Origin of the sequence: Vampirovibrio chlorellavorus, assembly GCF_003149375.1 — a bacterium.
In the GTDB taxonomy this organism is placed as follows: Bacteria; Cyanobacteriota; Vampirovibrionia; order Vampirovibrionales; family Vampirovibrionaceae; genus Vampirovibrio; species Vampirovibrio chlorellavorus_B.
In genome coordinates this window covers 136,593-157,654 of sequence record NZ_QFWH01000008.1, presented here as the reverse complement: position 1 = coordinate 157,654, position 21,062 = coordinate 136,593, and the positions used below count along the sequence as shown (strand labels likewise).

The 21,062-nt window shown below is 55.1% G+C and carries 18 protein-coding genes; 9 read left to right on the top strand and 9 right to left on the bottom strand.

What is annotated here, in order from left to right:
* Positions 1–46: 46 nt before the first annotated feature.
* Genes DF283_RS11245 through DF283_RS11235 form a run of 3 tightly spaced genes read left to right on the top strand, consistent with a single transcriptional unit; the run spans position 47 to position 2,875 of the window.
* Positions 47–1,018 carry an ABC transporter substrate-binding protein gene (locus DF283_RS11245; RefSeq protein ID WP_303674968.1) on the top strand — a complete coding sequence of 324 codons (972 nt, stop codon included), beginning with the start codon at positions 47–49 and terminating at the stop codon, positions 1,016–1,018.
* Entirely contained in the window at positions 1,011–1,868 is an 858-nt protein-coding gene (locus DF283_RS11240; protein WP_303674967.1) for an ABC transporter ATP-binding protein, read from the top strand. Before DF283_RS11245 ends, DF283_RS11240 begins: the two co-directional genes overlap by 8 nt.
* Positions 1,865–2,875: a FecCD family ABC transporter permease gene (locus DF283_RS11235; protein WP_303674966.1), complete on the top strand. Its 1,011-nt coding sequence runs from the start codon at positions 1,865–1,867 to the stop codon at positions 2,873–2,875. The genes DF283_RS11240 and DF283_RS11235 overlap by 4 nt, the downstream gene beginning before the upstream one ends.
* Positions 2,876–2,979: 104 nt before the next feature.
* On the opposite strand, the gene DF283_RS11230 is transcribed toward DF283_RS11235, so the two are convergent.
* Positions 2,980–3,507: a hypothetical protein gene (locus DF283_RS11230; RefSeq protein ID WP_303674965.1), complete on the bottom strand. Its 528-nt coding sequence runs from the start codon at positions 3,505–3,507 to the stop codon at positions 2,980–2,982.
* A gap of 399 nt (positions 3,508–3,906) precedes the next feature.
* Between DF283_RS11230 and DF283_RS11225 the strand changes: the two genes are divergently transcribed.
* The 5 genes from DF283_RS11225 to DF283_RS11205 all read left to right on the top strand — a co-directional run bounded on the left by DF283_RS11225 (position 3,907) and on the right by DF283_RS11205 (position 8,349).
* Positions 3,907–5,313 carry a hypothetical protein gene (locus tag DF283_RS11225; RefSeq protein WP_303674964.1) on the top strand — a complete coding sequence of 469 codons (1,407 nt, stop codon included), beginning with the start codon at positions 3,907–3,909 and terminating at the stop codon, positions 5,311–5,313.
* A gap of 74 nt (positions 5,314–5,387) precedes the next feature.
* The gene (locus DF283_RS11220) at positions 5,388–6,287 is read left to right on the top strand and encodes a nicotianamine synthase family protein (RefSeq protein WP_303674963.1); all 900 of its coding nucleotides are present in this window, start codon (positions 5,388–5,390) and stop codon (positions 6,285–6,287) included.
* A gap of 113 nt (positions 6,288–6,400) precedes the next feature.
* The gene (locus DF283_RS11215; RefSeq protein ID WP_303674962.1) at positions 6,401–6,907 is read left to right on the top strand and encodes a YkgJ family cysteine cluster protein; all 507 of its coding nucleotides are present in this window, start codon (positions 6,401–6,403) and stop codon (positions 6,905–6,907) included.
* Positions 6,904–7,920: a hypothetical protein gene (locus DF283_RS11210; RefSeq protein WP_303674961.1), complete on the top strand. Its 1,017-nt coding sequence runs from the start codon at positions 6,904–6,906 to the stop codon at positions 7,918–7,920. Before DF283_RS11215 ends, DF283_RS11210 begins: the two co-directional genes overlap by 4 nt.
* A 69-nt stretch (positions 7,921–7,989) precedes the next feature.
* Positions 7,990–8,349 carry a hypothetical protein gene (locus DF283_RS11205; protein WP_303674960.1) on the top strand — a complete coding sequence of 120 codons (360 nt, stop codon included), beginning with the start codon at positions 7,990–7,992 and terminating at the stop codon, positions 8,347–8,349.
* 83 nt (positions 8,350–8,432) lie between these two features.
* On the opposite strand, the gene DF283_RS11200 is transcribed toward DF283_RS11205, so the two are convergent.
* The 7 genes from DF283_RS11200 to DF283_RS11170 form a co-directional block, all read right to left on the bottom strand.
* Positions 8,433–9,863 carry a hypothetical protein gene (locus tag DF283_RS11200; RefSeq protein ID WP_303674959.1) on the bottom strand — a complete coding sequence of 477 codons (1,431 nt, stop codon included), beginning with the start codon at positions 9,861–9,863 and terminating at the stop codon, positions 8,433–8,435.
* Between the two features lie 246 nt (positions 9,864–10,109).
* Positions 10,110–11,651, bottom strand: coding sequence for a hypothetical protein (locus tag DF283_RS11195; RefSeq protein WP_303674958.1), 1,542 nt, complete (start codon positions 11,649–11,651; stop codon positions 10,110–10,112).
* 375 nt (positions 11,652–12,026) lie between these two features.
* Positions 12,027–13,337, bottom strand: a complete 1,311-nt coding sequence (locus DF283_RS11190) for a dihydroorotase (RefSeq protein ID WP_303674957.1) — start codon at positions 13,335–13,337, stop codon at positions 12,027–12,029.
* Positions 13,334–14,386, bottom strand: a complete 1,053-nt coding sequence (locus DF283_RS11185; protein WP_303674956.1) for an aspartate carbamoyltransferase catalytic subunit — start codon at positions 14,384–14,386, stop codon at positions 13,334–13,336. The genes DF283_RS11190 and DF283_RS11185 overlap by 4 nt, the downstream gene beginning before the upstream one ends.
* 496 nt (positions 14,387–14,882) lie before the next feature.
* Positions 14,883–15,323, bottom strand: coding sequence for a hypothetical protein (locus tag DF283_RS11180; RefSeq protein ID WP_303674955.1), 441 nt, complete (start codon positions 15,321–15,323; stop codon positions 14,883–14,885).
* Between the two features lie 143 nt (positions 15,324–15,466).
* Entirely contained in the window at positions 15,467–17,152 is a 1,686-nt protein-coding gene (locus DF283_RS11175) for a glycosyltransferase family 39 protein (protein ID WP_303674954.1), read from the bottom strand.
* A complete protein-coding gene (locus DF283_RS11170; protein ID WP_303674953.1) occupies positions 17,149–18,621 on the bottom strand; it encodes an MptA/MptB family glycosyltransferase in 1,473 nt (490 codons plus the stop codon). The genes DF283_RS11175 and DF283_RS11170 overlap by 4 nt, the downstream gene beginning before the upstream one ends.
* A gap of 370 nt (positions 18,622–18,991) precedes the next feature.
* Between DF283_RS11170 and DF283_RS11165 the strand changes: the two genes are divergently transcribed.
* The gene (locus tag DF283_RS11165) at positions 18,992–20,137 is read left to right on the top strand and encodes a hypothetical protein (protein WP_303674952.1); all 1,146 of its coding nucleotides are present in this window, start codon (positions 18,992–18,994) and stop codon (positions 20,135–20,137) included.
* Positions 20,138–20,182: 45 nt separating this feature from the next.
* On the opposite strand, the gene DF283_RS11160 is transcribed toward DF283_RS11165, so the two are convergent.
* A complete protein-coding gene (locus DF283_RS11160) occupies positions 20,183–20,950 on the bottom strand; it encodes an alpha/beta hydrolase (protein ID WP_303674951.1) in 768 nt (255 codons plus the stop codon).
* Positions 20,951–21,062 lie beyond the last annotated feature (112 nt).

Below are 21,062 nucleotides of genomic sequence, written 5' to 3'. Positions count from 1 at the left end.
AGCCTGTACATATCCCCTCCCTCAACCAGAGTCAACCCCATTCGCTATGGATCGCCAGCAGTTCATTCGCAAAACGTTCCCCTGTTTCCAAGTCAGGGCCCTGCTGGCCATTCTTTTTTTAGCGCTGGTGACCCTGAGCGGTTGTATTCAACCCGTACGCCCAAGCGCCCGTCAGGCCCCTCTGACGAGCGCCTGTCAACGGGTCGTATCCCTTTCCCCCAGCATCACGGAAGTCTTATACGCCCTGGATCTGGGAGACCGAGTTGCTGGGGTGACCCGCTACTGCAAATATCCCAAAGCAGCCCAAGCCAAGCCGCAAGTCGGTGGCTACGTCGACCCGGATACCGAAGCCCTGTTGCGCCTCCAGCCGGATCTGGTCATTTTGCGAGAAGAGCAAATCCAGCTCAGCCACCAGCTCAAGGCGCTGGGCTTTCCCCTACTGGCTGTGGATCATCAGACCGTCCCCGGGATTTTAGCTTCCATTGAGGCCGTGGGTCAGGTTTGCCACCGGGAAACCCAGGCCAGAGCGCTGCACCAACAACTGCAAGCGCAGATAAACCAGATAGCCGCCATCCTGAAACAGGCCACCCGTCGGCCCACCGTCCTGGTGGTGCTGGATCGCAACGTGCAATCGGAGAAACTGAAATGGGCCTTTGTGGCCGGAGAAGACGGCTTTTACAACCAACTGGTGGAAAACGCCGAGGGGCGGAACGTACTGCCCAAAGGCAAAAAAGGCTTTCTACAAATTTCCGCCGAAGGCATTTTACGCCTGAATCCCGATGTGATTATTGAAACCACCGAATCGCTGGGCCCTGCCCACGGCACTCTGTCGCAAGCACAACAAAACGCCATGGCCGAAGCGCAGTGGCGCAGTCTGCCGCAGGTATCCGCCGTGAAACATCATCGGGTATACCACTTCGGGCAAGATTATATGGTCATCCCCGGCCCCCGCTTTCCCCAAATCCTGAAGCGATTTGCCGAGGCCATTCACCCTGAATTACACTGGGAACATGAGTAAGTCCTCCCCCCCTTTATTGTGTGCCACATCCATTCAGGTGCGTTTGCAAAACCACAGCATCCTGACGGACGTTTCTTTCCAGATGCAGACCGGTGATTTTATGGCCATCATCGGGCCCAATGGGGCTGGAAAATCCACGCTGGTCAAAGCCCTGCTGGGCCTTACCCCCATCGCTGACGGGCAGTTCACGCTAAGAGGGCAACCGCTGTCCAGCTTCTCTCCCAAGGAAAAAGCCCGGCATCTGGCTTACGTGCCCCAATCGGTTGTGGCCACGGCGTTCAGCGATGCCCAACGGGTTTGGGATTTTGTGATGATGGGCCGCTACCCCTATTTAGCCCCGCTGGCCGCCCCACAAGAAGCCGATCGACAAAGGGTCGCGCAGGCCTTGCGACAAACTGGAACGAGTCAGCTGACAGATCGCACCCTGAGCAGTCTCAGTGGGGGAGAACGACAAAAAGTAATGATCGCGGCGGCCTTGGCCCAGCAACCTGAGATTTTGGTGCTGGATGAGCCGGACACCTTTCTCGATCCCAAAAACCAGCAGGAAATTCTGGCCCTGCTGAGCCACTTGAACCAAGCCCAAGGGCTATCCATCTTGTGCGTGACCCACGATCTCAACAGCGCCGCCCATTACGCAAACCGCATTCTGGGCCTGAAGCAGGGAGCGGTTCTATTGAACGGCTCTACGGAGGAAACCCTACAACCCGAGCCGCTGGAGGCGTTATTTGAACTGCCCTTTCTCAAGCTGACCGTACCCGACAGGGCCACTGGCCCCAAGCACTGGCTGGTGCCCCAGCCTGCCTCATCCCCGAATCCCTCCTCTCCACCGACCGGGAGACCGGCCCAATGAACCCGCCACAAAATCAGCCTCAAAATCAGCCTCTCTCCCGGCGAACGCCTGAAAGCACCCTGATCGCCTTGGCCCTCACAGCCTGCCTCGTCCTGCTTTTAGCGCCCTGCTTTGGCATGCAGTGGATTTCCCCCTGGCATACAAGCGCCGCTCACTCGCTGGATGCGGATATTTTCTGGCAGGTTCGCCTGCCGAGGGTTCTGGGCGCCTTTATCACCGGTGCGGGGCTGGCCTTGTGCGGCATGGTGTTTCAAGCCCTGTTTCGCAGCCCTTTGGCCTCCCCCTTTACCTTTGGGGTGGCCAGCGGCGCATCCTTCGGGAGTGTACTGGCCATTGTGCTGGCCGGACTGTTTCCCTTTTACGGGGCGCCGGGGCTACTGGCCCTGCTGGGAGCCGCCTTAACCACCCTACTGGTTTATCAGCTGGCCAGCCTGGGTGGCCGATTCTCGATTAGCACGCTTCTGCTGGCCGGGGTGGCCATCAACTATTTTTTTGGCGGGGCGGTCACTTTTATCCAGTACCTGAGCGACTTTACCAACGTGTTCCGCATCCTGCACTCCCTGATGGGCGGTTTAGAAGGCGTCGACCTGAACGCACTGACGCAACTGGCCCTGTTTATCACCCCCGGGCTAATCCTCATCGCTTGCTTACCCTACGAGCTGAACCTGCTTGCCATGGGCGATGACATTGCGGCCAGCCGGGGCGTGGATTTGAACCAGACCCGCAAGCTGCTGTTCTGGGGAACCTCCCTGACCGTGGGGGGGATTGTGTCCATTTGTGGCCCCATTGGCTTTGTGGGCTTGATGGCCCCTCATACCGGCCGCCTGCTGGTGGGTCACGATCACCGCTATTTATGGCTGGGTTCGGCATTGCTGGGCGGCAGTTTGTTAACAATTTGCGACACGGTGGCCCGCAGCATCATCGCCCCGGCGGAAATCCCGGTGGGGGTGATTACGGCCATGTTGGGGTGCCCTTTCTTTTTATGGCTGCTGCTACAAAAACGCTAATGGGGGTGAAACGCTACTTGGCGTTACCGGGCCGTCCCTGAACAAAAAATTGCCTGAGGCTGTTCCTTCAGGCAATTTTAAATTTGAAAGCCGAATAAAACCGTCTATTGGCTGGAATCATTCACCGATTTGGTCGGAGAGGGCATTTCTACCCGGGTTTGAGTAGATTGCACCGAGGGAGACTGCGGCGGTTGCTGCGGCTGCGGCGGAGCGGCCACATTGAATTGGGGCAACAGGTTCCGGAAGGCCTGGGGAACCAGCGCCTCCCCACGAGGGGCCGCTGCCCGTGGAATCACCCGATTCACCTGCGGAGCATTGGGCACAACCTGAGGAATCCCCTGATCGGGAGGGGTTCCCGGCGGGTCATCCTCTTCCTGGCCGGGCAACCCTGGCGGGTTGGGGCCTTCCGGGGGGTGAGCGTCCATGCCAAAGCGCACGGCGTTTTGGTTTTGCGCTCTGCGCTGGTGCATAATCCGCAGACTATCATTTAAAATAGCCGGAATGGCCTCTGCGTTGTTCTCCACCGGATTCACACCCGGTTGCGGTGCGGGCAGGGGAATGCCCGGCTGTGCCTGACGAGGCTGGCGATCGACTGAGCGGGGGGGCAAAGCGGCAAAAACAGGTGTAATCATCTGAACAATCCTTTTTGAGGAAAACACTGGAAACGGAAAAAAAGGGATGAACACATTCAATCTGATAGGGATTAGATATTATTATGAATGCCCTCAATCTCAAAAGTTGCCCCCCCCAAATGCAACCCACAGCAATCGTGCGCCTCACTGCTGTTTTATATCTGCAGACAAATCCTGAAACCCCATGGGTTTGAATAAGATGGGTTTCATACAACATATCCCCAAGTACCTTCCCCGAAGGCCTATCGTTCTATCTATTGAAAATTATTCTCATTTGTCATATTTTGAGAATTATTCTCAAACCCTCACACCCCATGTCACCCCGAGGTATCCGCCATTTCTCTTGCGGCTTCACAAGTTAACCCTTTACCAGCCTGGCCTCCAATCCGCCCGGGCCAGTTGATCACTGCACTGGACGGCAATAATACCCTTGCTGGCTGGAATCAAAGGCCTGAAAGCCAAGCCATCCCCGTCGCCTCCCTCGGCCTGACCGACACCGCCCCCCCCAAACGCAGCGGTTGGGACGTCCTGGCCAAAACCAGCCTGACCGGGATGACCATAGTCAATGGGGTGCTGTTTTTCTCTCCTCAAATTGCCCAAAAGCTGGCCCAAAAATCCGTTCAAAACAAACTGAAAACCGTCATTGGCGATCGACTGGGGGAACAGTGGGGCGCTAATGTGGAGCAATGGGCCCAAAAACACGCAAATCAAAAATCCCTGATGGAAACCTTGAACAAGGCCGCCAGCTTTGCGGCGTTGCTTCAGCTCAATACCGGCTATCAGGTGGGCATCAACACCCAACAACCCTCCAAAAGCCTGTCCTCTTTAACCGGCACCACCACCCAGGCCCTCACCTGCATCAACGTCAAAAGGCCCTACTTTCAGACCATCAGCTTTCTCAGTTCGTTTTTCTGGTTTTCCGGGGAAACCAACGACATTAAAAACACCAACAACCCCGGCCAACGCCGAGAGTTCGATCAACATCGCCTGTTTCGAGCCTTTAAAGGCGAACAACGGGCCGATGAAAAAGGGTTTTTCAGGGAACTGTGGAACACCCTGAAATTTATGGGAAAGGACTTTCGCTACACTTTATCCACCGGGCCCTGGAAGAACCTGCAGGAATCTCTTCAAAACAAGGAAGATTTTAAAAAACCGCAGCCTTACCAAACCGCCATTGGGGCCCAACTCAATCTGGTGGCCTTTATAGCCTCTACTCTGGCCTACTTCTTCCAAAAAAGGGAAATTCAAAACAATCCTCACGTAAAATTAGAGCTGAACAACTTTAACAAGTGGCCTGCCGAGTTTAAAAAAATCCCGGAACGCTTTACTCGCCTATCTCAATTTGTCCTGGTCTTCTCCATTATTTCCTATATGCCTGTGCTGATGCGGGCGTTGCAAAGCAAGGGAGAAGTGGACGGGGCGCTCACTTTCCTGGGGGTACCGCTAATCACAGCGGGTCAGGTACTCAAAGGGGCTCTGGATCTCAAGCACTGGCAAGGCTTAACCTCAATGGGAGGCCCCATTGTGAACGAGGGCAAGCGCATTAACAGCAAGAAATACCGGGCGCAGGTCAACTACCTGACCGCCCTGCAGCAGGAAGCCCTGCGAAATCCCGCCCTGCGGGCCACCGATATCCTTCAGCAACTTGAGTCCAACCCTCAGCAACTCAAAACCATGGCCGAAACCATGGGCCAGTTCCGGGTGGATTACATTTTGAACCTGCTGCGGGCAGGCGCTGCCAAGCAGCAAACCGAAAATATGACTCTGGCCAGCTACTTACAACCCTTGCTCACCCTGGGGGCCTGATGATGGCCATATTAAACGCTCCCCCTGTTTTTCCAAATCATCCTGATAGACATCATTCATAAGGAATCGCTTCCGTGTTAGTCCTTCAATCAACCAGCATGACCCCACCCCAACCAAGCTCGCCACTGCAACGGACCCACTCCTCCCGCAGTCTGAATTTAAATTCCGCACCCAAAGATATGTTAGTGGACGCCTACGAAAAACTGGATGATCAGTTTATGGCCCTGGCCAGTGAGGCCCGAAAGAACCCGGTAAATGAGAGGAACATTCAGCCAAAGTGGATTGAAAAACTTCAGGAGCAAGCCCGAAGCCAACCCTGGCAAGAAACCGTAGGCGATTTCGTTATGCAGGCTCATGCGGATGATATGCAATACCTGCGGGAGCAATATCAAAAACGGGTCCTGCTCCTGGAAAAGACCAATAAGGGCCCCACACCCAAGGTGGCTGATAACAATTATCAGGCTCTCAATACCTCCTTTGCCGACTTGGAAGCCCGCACCAGCGGCATGAACGGGCAGTCTACCGCCGTCTTTGTGGGCAGTGGGCCCCAGCCCAACACGGTGCTGTCGTACGCCAAGTTTGCCAACCGGGTAACAGGCATCGACACTGACCGACTCGCCATCGCAGCAACCGAAGGCATTGCGGCCCAGTCTCAAGGGAAAATTGGCTTTCAGCAAATGGCCGGTGAGAAATTTGACTACGGCCCCTACTCCCATGTCGGCATCGCAGTAATGGTGCCCAACAAAGGCCAGATTCTAAAACAAATTGCCAAAACCGCCCGGCCCGGCTGTACGGTCATTGTTCGGAGTGTGGATGGCCTTAAAAACGCCATGTATGAAGGTCTGGATCCCGCCAGTCTGGCAGGGTTCGAGAAAGTGGCCACCGTTCACGGTAACGACAACAACATCACCCATGCGGTCATTTTGCGAAAAACCCGGGATCTGCCCCGAAAAACCCTGAATTTAGTCGGCTGAATTTCAAACAGCGCACCTCTGCCATCCTGAACCGGATATCAGGCTGTTTCAGACCGCCAGAGTCGAGGGGCGGATTTTGCGCCTCAGTCTGCTAAACACGCTACAATAGGGGTATGTTAGAGATCGTCAAATCGTTTTTGAGCGGGGCGGAGCCCAGCCAAAGTGGCTCCGTGCAGGGGCAGTATTACGAGCGTACCGGCGGTTGTAACCAGTGCGGTAAATGCTGTTCGCATATTTATCTGGTGTACGGGCAGCAAACCATTAACAGCGTGGCCATGTTTGAGGACATAAAGGCCAAAAACCCTGAATATCAATACTTCAAACCCCTTTTGGCGGACAGTGACGAAGAAGGACTGTTGTTTCAGTGTGTGCATTTACAGGCAGACAAGTCCTGCGGTATTTATAACGATCGCCCCAATTTTTGCCGCCAATACCCATCGGAACATGCCATGCTGATGGGCGGCAAACTGGCCGAAGGGTGCGGGTACCAGTTTCGCCTGCTGAAGACCTTTCAGGATGTGTTGAGGCAAATGGCCCCACCGGGCACCGAGAGGCTGAAAAAGCCAGATTCAGCTTCTGAAGAAGAGTTCGGTCAGCCAACGGATCTTCTAAAATCATGAACACAGTGACCGCAGGCATCTACCAGCCCCAGAGCGTTTTAACGCTGCTCAGCCGCGCCTGGAATTTACTACGCCTAAACCTGAAAAAAGTGCTGTGGGTACTCCTTCCCCTAACCTTGCTGAATACGGCCCTGCACTTTCTGATCAGTCTTTTATCCAGCAGCGCTTTTCTGACCCAGAGTACGCTACCGGAGTTACAAACCCGCCTGTTGTTGCTATTGGGTAGTTTTTTACTGGTCATTCCCACCACGATGGTCTATATGATCAGCTTTTCCTTGCTTTGCCGGTTTTTCTATCTGGCCTTGCTTCAGGAACAACCACCCTCCCTGCGGGAATGCCTGCTGCACCTGCAAAAAAACTGGCTGCCACTGACCGGCCTGATCCTGCTGCTGGGCTTCCTGTTCCTGAGCCTGATTGTGGTGAATGTCATTGTTTTTTACGCGGGCTTTATTTTTGTGGCCGTGACGGTTGGGGCTTTAGTGGGCTCTAGCCTGGCGGTTGGCAATCTCGGCGTCAAATTCATGATCGGGGTCTCCATCCTGATGACTGGCGCTTTAGCCCTGGGCATACTGACCTGCCTGATCAGCTTGCAGTGGTTTTTACTCAACTTTCCCATTGCCGCCATGGCCACGGCTCCCAGTGAAAAGCCAAACCTCTGGAAAACCGTCAGCGGGTCTATTACGCTCATCTTCCGTAATTTTCCACGCCTGGTCGGCTTCAGTGTTTGTGGACTGCTGCTCAGTCTCTCCATCTTGTCTGTTTTGCTCAGTCCGGTGGTGCTGTGGATGGGCCTTGAGCAAAGCCGACTGGGACTCCACCAGACCATCCCCCTCTATCTGCAAACGGTCTGGAACGTGTGGAATAGCCTGGTCAATTGCTTAATGATGCCCTATTACGTCAGCGCCCTGATTTTGATGTGGTACGACTGCCAGGCACGCAGCGAGGGACTGGACATACAACTCTGGATTGAGCAACGCCAGCCCGGGGCCCACCGACTCAAACCAAACGCCTGATAATCGACTTAAATCCCCAGATATCTTAAATTTTCAACATCGCACTTTTTTCAAACAGGAATACGCATCATGACCACCGACGATCTCAGCAATAAAGTCATCAGTATTTTCCAGAAATACCGCCGGGGCGAACACTTTCACTTTGAGGTGGAAGAAGGCGGGGAAATGGTCATTAGCCCGGACGGTTTCAACTACGTCAGCATCAAACACGACAGCAACGGGCTGAACGAGGAGACTTCCCTGCTGGAAGTAGGGGACGCCAAGCATTACGTCATTAAAATGATGGAAGTCCATCACGACAGCCACACCGTTCGCCTGAACAACTACTTTGTCCCCGGCAACCGGCTGGAAGAGTTTATGCTCAGCCTGGCTCAGCGGCCCGGCAAACTACTGGAAATCAAGCAGTTTATTCCCGATACCACCGCTTGATCGACAGGCTCAGAAAACACTCGGGCCAAAATCACTCGGGCCGAAAAATAACCGGATAGACTGTTTCCAGCCCCCTATAACGACTAGCGGTAAGCCACCGGCGTCACCACCGACTGCTGGATGGGTGCGGGCAGGCTCAAGGGGGCGGTCAGGGTTTGAAATCCTGTAAAACCCGGGTTTGCCGGATGATTCGACCACGGCTGTGACGCGGCGGAGAATCCAAAGGACCTTGCGGAAGGGGTCAGGGACGGCGTAGCCGGGGCGCTAGACATCTCGCTTGCGGCGGTCATGCCAGCAGCAGGTACAGCGGGCTGTTGCTGGGCCTGTTTTTTAAACCGATGCGCGGTGAGCAAGCGATTGAACAGGCCCAAGCCAATGCCGGTTACAAAAACACCGCTCAGCAAGGGGAAAGCCACCGTCATGGCCTTGGAAACCATGGGCCGCTTCATGTCCTGCAGGATTTTCTGCTGGATGTCCGAAGACCAGGCCTGTCCCTCTTTCCAATGCCCCTGGACAGCGTTTTGAGCAATCTGCTGAGTGCTGAGCAATTGATTTTTGTCGTCCAGGGCCCCCTTGAAAAGACCGGGGAAGTTCTTGAACATCAACTTTTGCACAAATTCCTGACCGTACAAAATATAGGCGAACACCACCGGTAGCCGGATGGCCGTTTCCAGCCGCTCATACCCATCCCGGGCGGAATCGAGATACGGAATGGCGCAGGTGAGCATAATAGCCCCCAGCAAGCCTTTGCGGTTCCCCAGACCAAAGGCCACCTTGCCGCCCTCTTTATGGGCAAAATCAAAATCAAGGTGTTTGACCATTTTTTGGGACAGGGCCTTGGACCAGCCGAATCGGTGTCCAAAACGCGCCAGTAAAACAGAACTGCCGACAATTCCCCCAAAGGCGGCCGTGGCCTGCACAATACGACGCCGGGCCTTGCGCACCTGCGGGCTCTCATCAATTGCCTTCGCATCACTGGCGGTGCTGGCAGTTTCAGGGTTCAAATTAATCACGTCGCTGAACGTATTTTTCTTGAAAACCTTGGCGGTCATCAAATTCTTGCCATAATTGACCAGCGACTCCCCCCACAGGCCAATTCCGCCGATGGTGGTCAGAATCATACCCGCCTTGGCCGCCATGGCCCGATGAACGGCCTGCGCGTTGCCTTCGTGCTTCAGTTGCTCAAAAGTTTGGGTAAGCAGTTGTTTACGGAATCCCTCACTTTTGCCTGCGGCCCTGAAAAATAAACTGGCCAGACCCGGTCCCAAAAGGGTGGGCAAGGCGTAGGTCATGGCCGACTCCCCAAACTCCAGCAGGCTGACTTCAGCCCCTTCCGCCTTGCTGCGGGAAATCAGGATTTTGGGCATCCAGGCGGTGCCGGTGTCCTGCAAAAACTTCATGGCAGTCCCCCCACCCTGGCCTTCCTGAAAAGCCAGTGTTTGGGCCAATTTGCTTTGCTTTAGCACCTGGGCCGCATTTGAAGCGATGGAATGAACGGGGGAAACCTTGGTCACACCGAATTACTCTGGTTGGTCAGTGGTATTAAAACGACTCATGCAATTTTGTGTCCGCTATCCTGACAGGTCTGACCGGCTTGTATACATTTTGTAAAAAACACAAGGCCAGCCAGCGTCGAGACCCTTTACAATCAAGGCAAGCGTTCAGGCTTTTATTTCAATACGTCTAGGGCGGCCTGCAAGCCCAGCAACCGGGCTACAGGGATGAACACACAGCCAGCGCAAGCTGGACAGTTGCAAGCATTATATCTGCCATGCCCAAGACTGGCTAGGATTTATATTTGAAAAAGGACTGGCAGCCGCAGGGCGGGGAAAACGGCCTGGTTGCCCGGAAAATTCCTGACTCCACACGGGCCTGCTTGCAGAACGATAGGGGCTAGACAGGGCGGGCTGAACAGCGGCCTGTGAACCGCCTCCGACTGGCACAGGACTGGCATTTCGTAACGGCATCGGCTGCTGGGCCTTGTCAAATCGGTACTTGGTCCAGAACTGGTTCAGCAGGGTCACCCCCACCCCGGTGCCCAAAATCCCCACCACCATGGGCACCCCGAACAATACATTCTTGCCCAAAACGGCCTTTTTCAGCTGGGCATCGGCGGCAATTTTGGCGGCGGCCTCATCGGCCTTACTCAGCAAGCCTTCCACTTTATCCACAACCACCACCTGATTCCCTTGAGCGGCATTTGCCTTACTGAACGCCCGCTCCACAACATCCTGCAAGCGCATGACCTGCTTTTTTCCGCTGGGCCCCACCGGGGCCACCATGGCGTCATACAATTCCCGACGAAACTTCTTGATAACAGCCAGCATACCCCGCTCCAGGGCCTGCTGCCCAAAGGCCAGGTAGCCCATAATCACACCCAGTCGAGACACCGCCTCCACCCGCTCCAGCTTGTCCCGGGCCGCATCGGCGTAAGCGGGGATGGAAGCGGCCATGTACCAGCGCAACTGCTTGCCCGAAATGGAAAAACCGCCCTTCTTGGCATCATAATCCAGATGATCCACCAGCGCGCCCACCGGATTTTCCGGTACCCAGCGGCCCAGTTTGCCAAACCGCGGACTGCTGAGGAGTCTTTGCTTCAAGGCCGCCAGCGGTTTTTGAGGCAACCGGTGTCCAAATTTGGCCAAAGCCACGGAACCCAGTAACGTCCCCCCCATCAGGCCCAGGGTGGCTAGTGTCCGATGCAGGGATTTTTTGACCACCTGGCTCTCTTCACCCGTTTTCATCTCCCCCTTGGATAAATTCACGATGTCGCTGAATTTATCTTTTTTAAAAAAGTGGGCAGTCATCAAGTTCTTGCTGTAATTGATCAAGTATTCGCAACCCAGCCCTACCGCCACCATGGGGCCCAAAATGGTAGCCGCCTTGACCGCCACCAAATGGGGTAACTCCTTCTTGAGGCCCTCATGCCCGGCCTTTTCAGCCAACTCCGTCAATTTGGCCACGGAATGCCCCAAATACTCCTTGGACAAATTCTGGTTCAAACTTTTTTCCGCCTGACGCCGGAAAAACTTGTGCATGCCCTGAGCGGCCACCGGCACCGAAAAATACACCACCCCCGACTCCAGAAACTCGAGGAAAGTGCTTTCCGAAATCTCAATCAGGCTGCGGGAAACCACCAGTTTGGGCAACCAGGCCACCGAGGTATCCCGAATAAAGGACATCCAGGACAAGCCATTTTGCCCCTCGCTCAGGTGCAGCAAATTGCCCACGCTTTTCTCCCAGAAAGGCATTTTCTGGAGAACCAGCGGGACTTTGGCAATTTGTGTTTCAACAGGCGGCATCAGTAAACTTGTTTTTCCGGAAAAAGGAGTAAAAAAGAAAAGGGCTTGTAAAAAAGAGGCTTAGCAAAAAAACCGACGTACTTGCCAAGGGGCTGAAGTCTGCCGGTTTCTCAAAATTTCAAGTCAATGTCCAAACTTACCTTGAGAACGGCGGCCCTTCAATCGCAGGGCACCACCAACAAACTGTACTCAATTGAATGGACGAGATGAACATGGACAGCGAATCTATGTTTAGAACATAACGTTGTAAGGGCATCATACATAAAAAATAAACCGGATGGCTAAAAAATTGTGCCCGCTCTCTATAAAAATATCCCTCTCAAGCCGGGAGCCCAAGAGGGATATTCGATTTTAGGGGTGCCTATCGCCTTGTCGCTATAAGGAGGACGTAGCCAGCAACGAACCGGGTTCTCGGAATAGGCACTGGCCGTTGGCAAAAGTCAGAATGGCCCGACCTTTCAGGGCTTGCCCCTTGAAGGGACTGTTGCGGGATTTACTGCGGAACCGGGCCGGATCCACCGTCCATTCCTTCTCCGGGTCAATCACCGTAATATCGGCCCGCTGCCCGACCGACAATCTGCCAGAGTCCTTCAGCTTGAAGACTTCCGCCGGTTTGGAGGACATGAGTTCAATAATGGCCGTGGGACTCAGCTTGGCCGTATGGAACAACTGGGTTAACACCACCCCCAAAGAAGTCTCCAGGCCGATGACCCCATTGGGCGAGCAGTCAAAGGCCATCGATTTCTCATCCGGTGTATGCGGGGCGTGATCCGTGGCGATCATGTCAATGGTGCCATCCATGACCGCCTCAATCAGCGCTTCCCGATCCGCTTCTCCCCGCAAGGGGCCGTTCATTTTAAAATCCGGGTCATAAGCCTGACAGCAAGCATCGGTCAGGGCCAGGTAATGCGGGGTGGTTTCAGCGGTAATGGGCAGTCCTTCCGCTTTGGCCTTACGAATCAGGGCCACGCTTTCCTTGCTGGAAATATGGGCAAAATGCACCCGACCGCCGGTGAAGCGAACCAGTTCAATATCCCGAGCTACCATCACGCTTTCAGCAACAGAAGGAATGCCCGGCAAGCCCAGCAGGGTGGAGTAATACCCTTCGTGCATCACCCCGTTGCCAAACAGGGAGCAATCCTCGGCGTGGCAGACAATGGGCACGTCAAACATTTTGGAATACTCCAGAGCCTTGCGCATCATGTTAGCGCTGGACACCGGCTTCCCATCATCGGAGAAAGCCACTGCCCCCTGACTGACCAAGGTGCCAATGGCGGTCATCTCCTCCCCTTCCAGTCCACGGGTAACCGCAGCGATGGGGAAAATCTGAATCCCGGTGGGCTTGGCCGCATTCAGGATGTACTGCACCATGGGGGTGCTATCAATGACCGGCGAGGTGTTGGGCATCACACACACCGTGGTAAAGCCCCCCGCAATGGCCGCGGCGGCTCCAGTTTCCGTGGTTTCCTTGTCCGGGCTGCCCGGATCGCGGAAGTGAACATGAACATCCACCAAGCCCGGCGTGACCCAATGCTGCGGGGTCAGCGAAACGACTTCATCCGCCTGCTCGGGGGCGATATTGGGAGCGATAGCCGCCACCTGCGTTCCGTCAATCAGCACATCCATCACGGCATCCAGGCCGGAAGCGGGGTCAATGACCCGTCCGCCTTTCAGTAAAGTCTTCATACGGCCAACACTCCTTCCTGCAAGCTCTGATTACTCTGGCTGCCTTGAAACTGACTGCTTTGAAAGCGCTCCAGACCGGAACGCTCAGTGGGGGTACTCATACACAGGTAGAGTAGGGCCATGCGAATGGCCACCCCGCTGGTGACCTGATTGGTAATCAGGGACAGTTGCTGGTTATCAGCCACATCGCTGGCGATCTCCACGCCCCGGTTCATAGGGCCGGGGTGCATGACCAGCACATCCGGCTTGCAAAACCGATCCAGACGCTCCTGAGTAATGGAGTAAAAGCGAATGTACTCCCGCAACGCCGGGATCAAGCCCGCCCGCTGACGCTCCAGCTGCATGCGCAGGCACATCACCACATCGGCGTCCCGCAAGGCTTCCTCGATATCGGTGTGGGCCTTGCAACCCAGCGCCTCAATGTTCATGGGCAACAGGGTGGAGGGGGCCAGCAAATGCACTTCGGCCCCGAATAATTTGAGCAGGTGGATATTGCTGCGAGCCACCCGGCTGTGCAGGATATCGCCCACAATCACGATTTTTTTGCCCAGCAAATCATCCATTCGATTTTTCAGACTGAACAAATCCAGCAAGCCCTGGGTGGGATGATCGTGGTACCCATCCCCGGCGTTGAGGATGCACATGCGATCCCCGAAGTAGTTGGCCAACTGCTGGCACACCCCGGAACTGGCGTGGCGAATAACCACGGCATCGGTGCCCATGGCGGCCAACGTTTCGGCGGTATCAATCAGGGATTCTCCCTTTTTCACCGAAGAGCTGGACACCGAAAAATTGATGGCGTCCGCACTCAGATACTGGGCGGCCAGCTCAAAGCTGGTGCGGGTGCGGGTGGAGTTCTCGTAGAACATATTGACCACCACTTTGCCTCGCAAGGTGGGAATTTTTTTGACCGGTCGACTCAGGATATGGGCAAAGGACGCCGCGGTGCGCAGGACCTCTTGCACTTCTTCGTAGGTGAGAGACGCCGAATCGATGACATGTCGCCGGTTCCAACTCCCACTACCCGGTAACGGGGGATGTATAGCCATAAAAAAACCTCCTGTTTGGGGCGAGGAGGGCATGGTGTGCTTGAACAGATTCTATAGACTCACTAGTGTTGCGCACACTCGAGCCCTAAAAGGCTCTTGCCGAGCAAGCGGTGCATCTATATTGCGCTGTTTGTCGAACCCTTACTGACCTCGCCGAATCAGTATTAAAGGATACAACTCCATTTTCTCTCAAATACGGGTTTTGAAAAGACGTTGCGATGCTTTTGTTACGACCGCTGTCTCGCCGTCGCTTTATTTGATCTTTCGTTACACAAGGTGTGGCTGCGCTCACAACCCGTCTGTAAAACTGCGTGCAGCTCAAACAAAGAGAGAGCGCTTATGGCAAGTAGACCCAGCACTCTTTTTGAACTCGCTGTACTCAAACAGTTACAAACGGGTTGTGAGCGCAGCCACACCTTGAATAAAACAAGTCATAAAGCAAACCGCCAAAGTCAGACGACTTTGACGGTTGCGGAGGAGGGTATAGTGGAGGGGGTTAGAAGACCCCGTTGTAGGTACGATCCCACTGGAAATCGCCTCTACCCGATCCATTGAATTTGCCATCATCCCGCGCGTCGGATTCAGCCGCTTTGGCCTGACCAATGTTTTTACCGGCAAAAATACCACCCAATGCGCCGCCGATAGCACCTAAAAGCCCCCCAAAAAGGGCGCCTGTACCGCTTTTTCCAAATAACTTATAGCCAATGCCAGCGCCTACAAGGCCACCCGCACCGGCACCGGCGCCAGCGCCAATCCAGGAACCTTTGACACCCTCTTCATGAGTGTGTAGTTTTCCGCTGGTTTTTTCGAAAGGAGTTGTGGGCGTGCTTTCCACCGCTCCGACCCTACCGGGTGTCAAGCCACCGGGAGTCGGAACATAAGAAGGCGCAAACCCATAACCATAACCGCCGCCATAACCGGCGAAAGGATATGCCATAATCATTGTCCCCTATTGCCTGTTCTATCGTGTGATTAAACGTTCTAAAAAAACTGCCTAATCCCCTGTACAAGCATGAAAACAAATTTGAGGATTTTTTTGCTACAGGTTTCGGTTTTTGAATCATGTTTTTGAATGGGATGTCAGTCGGAGACCTTTTGCCAGCGGGTCAGTCGTACCCCGGGGACTTTCAGCTCGGAACCAGCCTGATACCCCAAGTCCGTCAACAACCCGGACAACCGGCTGCGGGTACTGGGCGCGGTATGAGAAAAAACCAGCCACACCCCGGCGGACTTCGGAAGCTGACCCAGCACTGCGCTCAGGCGCTTCACCGTCTCCGAACCGGGACTTAGGGTGCTGGCAGTGGGCACATCAATCCCCCACAGACGGGTTTCAGGATTCAGGTAAAATGCCAGCCCCACGGCCATGGCCCCGGTTTTACTCATCAACACCAAATCCTGGGGCTGCCCCTGCTGGTGAATGTGGCGGACCGCCTGTTTAAACTCATCGGAAGCGGTGTGATCCCGGCACAAATAGTGCCAGGTGTCCCCCAGCATCAAGGCCAACAAAGCCCCGGTCAACACCCGGGGAATCCAGCGGGAACGCCCCCTGGAAAAAGCCCTGTACCCCACACACAGGACATAAGCCATCAGCAAATACACCGCCGGGCTGGCCAGCAACAAATAGCGCCGAATGGTGGCCGTGTGCGAATCCTTCAGCAAATCCAGGCCGATTTGTCCGCCCACCAGCACCAGCAACCACAGTAAAATCAAAGCCAGCACGGGGGAAAGCCCCAGGACCTTCGGCTGGCCAATCTCTGCTTCGGTCTGCTGCCCCTGCCCCCGATGCCAGAGCCCCCCCCCGATGCCTATCAACAATACCAACAGCGGCACCACTTTACCGGCCTTGTTCTCTGGCAGGAAAAACTCACAAAAAATGCGCCACAGCTTTTCTGGTAATTGAAGCGGATTCCACAGCCCGGCCGTATAGTGTCCGGCCAGCTTCAAAAACACCAGCTGCTCCCGAAACACGGGTAGCCAGGGCAACAGCAACAGAAGAACCAGCAAACCACAAGCCAGCGAACCCACCCGAATCCGTTTGTGCCGCCCGCCGAACGCCAGCAAGAGAACAACCATCAACCCGCCAAACAGGCCAAAAAAGTACTGGGTGTAGAGCCCAGCGGCCAGCAAGAGGGCCAGCACCCCCCAGCGCCACACACTTTTCCCTTGACGTTGTATTAAAGACACCGCCAGCCAGCAGGCAGTCAAGGCCAAAGCAATCAGCAGGGTGTACTGCCGGGCATCCTGGGCATGATCCACCTGATAGGCGGAAAAGGCCATAAAAGCGGCGGCCAGCAGGGCAAACCCTTCCCGCTGGTGACCAAGAAAGTTCTTCGAATCCCAATCCGCCAACTTAAAGGCCAGGCCAAACATCAACCCGACCGACAGCAGCCCAAACAGCGCAGCCGGGATTCGCAGCGTTCCCGGCGCCAACCCAACCTGATGAATCCAGCGGTTCATCAGCATAAAAAACAAAGGCGGATGCACGTTGGCTTTCAGTACCTCAGCGGTTTGTCCCCAGTTGCCAGCCCCGTGTGACTGGGTAGCCTTGGCCCGGTAAACCGAAGCCGCCACAGGAGCGGGCGGATCAAAGCGCTCTCCCCGCAGGGCAAAGGCTTCCGGATCAATAGAATTGCCCATGCTGGTGGCAATGGTGGCGATTTCATCACTCCACAGGCTTTTTTCCTCAAGCCGGTAAAAACGGGCCATGGCCGCAATCACTAAAATGACGGCCAATAGCATCCAGGCCCAGGGTTTCATCCGCTTCATTCTGCTACGGGCCCCTCGGTATCCATTGCGGAAGGCTCCTGCTCAGAAATAGTCGCTTTCTTCTGTGGACGCCACCAGTAAAAAATGGGCAAGCCGGTCATCAGCACAAAATTGAGCAAATGGGCCTGTCCAATAAAGGTGATGGAGAGCATCTGGGTGCAGGACACCCAAATTAACAGGCGTTGCAGGCCATCCGCCGGGGACAGGTACAGCACCAGCGGGAAAAACATGCCCAAATACCAGGGGTAAAACTTCAAACTCACCAAACCAATCAGCACCGCCATGGCCAGCAAGGCATCCCGAATCCACACCCGGGGCGGGTAATCCGCTTGCCGAACACGACGCCAAAACAAACCGGCCACAAACAGGGCATACGCCCCCAGCAAGGCATTCTTCAGGATGGCCCGAATGGTTTCCCGATGAGCATGTAGACCGGGCAAGAGGGTTTTGTCCAGATTTTTAAAAAGGGCATACACAAAAGAGTGCAGCGACCCATGACTGACAAAGGCGTTCCGGTTGATTTCCGTGAGATGAAACTGCTGCCAATCCGGCAAATAGGGCAGACCAGTAAGCCCAAACAACAGGGCCGCCAACAGCAAGCCCCCGCCCAAAGCCCACCAGGCCCGATTTTTCAGCAAAAACAGCACCGCCAGTGGCAGAATCACGACGGCACCATACTTAATCAGGGTGGCGGCCATCAAGGCGGGGAGAATCCACAGCCACTGCCCGGCAATGGCCAGGAGGGCGGCCAGCGTCACGAAAAAGCCCATGACACTATCGTTGTGCCCGTTGCTGATAGCATGGATGAGAACCAGCGGATTCCACAAATAGAGGTATAACGCCTGTGGGGCCCTCAGCGCCGTCGGCTGAGCGGAAGCCTCACGGGTGCGATTCAGCGCGTTGACCCCGGCCACGATCAGCAGGCCGGTCAGCCCGACAATCAGGACATTGAAGGCTTTGAACACAAACACGGTCAGCGCTTTATGGCCCGCTCCCAGCGCGCACAGGGCCTTGGCCAACAACAGGTATAAAAAGCCGTACGGACTGGGATTATTCACCCAATGATCGGTGATCATGGGGTCCTGCTCCCAATGGGGAATGTGATCCACGGTATAAACGTAGGGGTTAAGGCTATAGTGCCATTGTTGCCATCCCCGGTTGATGTAGCCGAAGAGATCGGTGGAATGAAACGGGGGAATGGCCCAGGCCAGCAGCGCCAGCAGCAACCCTGTCATCCACAGGGTTTTAAGGGAAACCGACTGCCGTTGCAGGGCCAGAAAGCCTTGCCAATAGGTAAAAACCAGTACTGCAGTCAGGGGCCAGACAAAGACCTCCCGGGCCCAGCGCGGCCCCGACAGGAAGGGGATGTTATAAAATACCGCCGTCAGCCCCAAAGCCAAGGCCATCACCAGCACCCATACTTGAAACGGGTACTGTTCAAAACGCCTGAAAAAACTGACTTGGCTCAAAACGTGTCCTTTAAGAAGGGGGAGGGCAGGACTGCCAGGGTGGGCTGGCAGCCGAGAAAACCAGCCAGAAAAACGCAGCTTCCGCCTGTGTCTCATTGTGCCGGTTGAACCCGGTAGAATCAAGTAAAAAAGCGCCATCAATATATTTTTTGGGCTCAGCCCACCGGCGTGCTAAAATCAGTGTATTCGATTGCCGGATTCATCAGGTCAGGCAATCTGGCGTTAGAGAGCGTTAGACGTTATTACAGAGCCAGCCCCAGCCGCTTCCTTTCTAGCGGGTGAACGGTTGTCTTTAATTTGACCCCAACCGGGTGGCCGCACCCATTTATTTCAAGCGTCCGTACCAGATAGAAAACCGGGAGAGTAAGGCATGAACCTGAGCGTGATTAACGGATTTCCCCCAAAAGCCAGCCTCAAAATAATCGGGCTGTGGGTCAGTTGCCTGGGTCTTTTGTGGAGTTGTAGCATCCCCGCTCAGGCTGAGACCGTGGATTTTCTGAGAACCATTCCCCTGAATGTGACAGGGTACGCCTCAGCCAAAACCTTCCCGGAAAAATTCACCACCCCCGATCAAGTGATTCAGGCCCTGAACAGCACGCCGGTGCTGCTGGTGCATATGGAAGCCCTTCGTCGGGCCTATCACGATTTGGACATTGGCAGCCATGAGAAGTTGCTGGAAGCCATCCACAAACGCCGCATGACCAACGAAAAAGATTTGATGCTGGGCTTTGATCATGGCTATGCCCAATTGGTTTTCAGGCAAAACAAAACCGGATTGTTCTTTTTGCGCAAGGCCAACGACTATTTTCAGGATCAGTTCTCGGCTTTGGCCTATGGCATGGCCGAAGTGGAGGCGGATCTGAATCTGGAGGAGTCCACCCCGGAAGTCACCACCACCCGCAAGCTGGATGCCATGTTCAAGCTGGCCGACGCCGTTCAGCGAGATGCCAAGAATCATCAGCCCGGCTTTTGGCCCAGTTACATTCAGGTCATCGAAAAAATGAAAGAGATGCCCGCCTACAAAAGTTTCAGCAGTCGGGACTTCAGTCTGGTTTACGTTCCTTATGGCAATGCCGTGGTGCCCTTGCCCGGCATTCAGTCCAGCAGTCAGGCCCTGACCACCAATAACCCAGAAGGGGCACTGACCAGCGCCTCATTTGGCAGCGTGTGCAGCCCGGAGCCCGGTCCGCTTGACTTGAACGCCGCGGGAGAGGCTGGGGCCATGGTCGCCCAGCAAGCGGCCAACCTGAATGGGAATCCGGCGCTGATCCAGTTTTTCCCAACCTCGGTGGAAAAGCAGTATCACGTTCGGGTCACCAGCAACACTGGCCAGCCTTTGGCCAACTTCCGGGCCAACACCATTCCCAACCGGGTTGTGGAAGATCTGGACAAGGATGGCGTCTATGAAATCGTGGTGCGCCAGTATCGGGAAAACCCCTTACAGCCGGTCATTGTTTACCGGGCCACCCCCTGCGGGCTGGAAGCGGATCAAAAAATCCTGAACAACTTCCAGTAACCCCCAGCCATTCCCCCGTAATCGCCCCGGGCTAACCGGCCGGGGCTAACCGGAATATCGAATGGGCCAGCAGTCCCGCATGGCTTGACAATCCGCTTCCAGAAAATCGTGAATAACCTGTATTGCGGTGTCCATATCCTGACTGACCGGAAAAATACGGTGCCCGGAACGTTCCAGCACCGTGGTCTTGACCGGGGCCGAGCGTCCGATGACCTCGGCCAGTTTTTCCATTTCCCGGTAGGGGATGGTGAGATCATAAATGGAATGGGCCAGACTGACCGGCACCTGAATATGCCCCACCTGCTCCTTCATCAGCGAAAACATAATCTGGGTTTGTTGCAGCAGCTTGGGCACATTCCACAGTGTCACATCCGGTCGGTTGAAGACAATCCTGTCTCGCGGAGCCAAATAAATACTGCGCACCAGCTGCGGGAAAGACATTTGAGTCAGTCCCCGCAGGTGATTATAAAAGTAGGCATGCTCGTACGGGGCGGAAAAAACCACAATGCCGCCCAACTTCGGGGGGCGCACTGCCGCCGTCAACAGGGTGCAAATGCCGCCCAGCGAGTGCCCCACAATGTAAACCTCATCCACCAGACTGGCAAAGCGCTCATACTCGGCGGCGCAGTGATCCAGAATCTCCAGGGCGGAGGTTTCAAAAAAGCGCTTCTCAGGCCGCTCCCCGTGTCCGGGCAAGGTAATCAGCCGGGTGTAATAGCCTCCCTGCCGAAGACAGGACTCAATCGGCTGCATCTCTAGCGGAGAACCGGTCAACCCATGAATCAGCAGGACCCCTTTTTTCGCACCGTCCATCAGCATTCCGTTATCCTTGCGCCACGCCACAAACCCTAAAGACGATATCCGGCACGAGTCTGTTCCCAACGCCCGTGTTTCTGGCGATGGCTTTGAACCGATAGATCGGGTC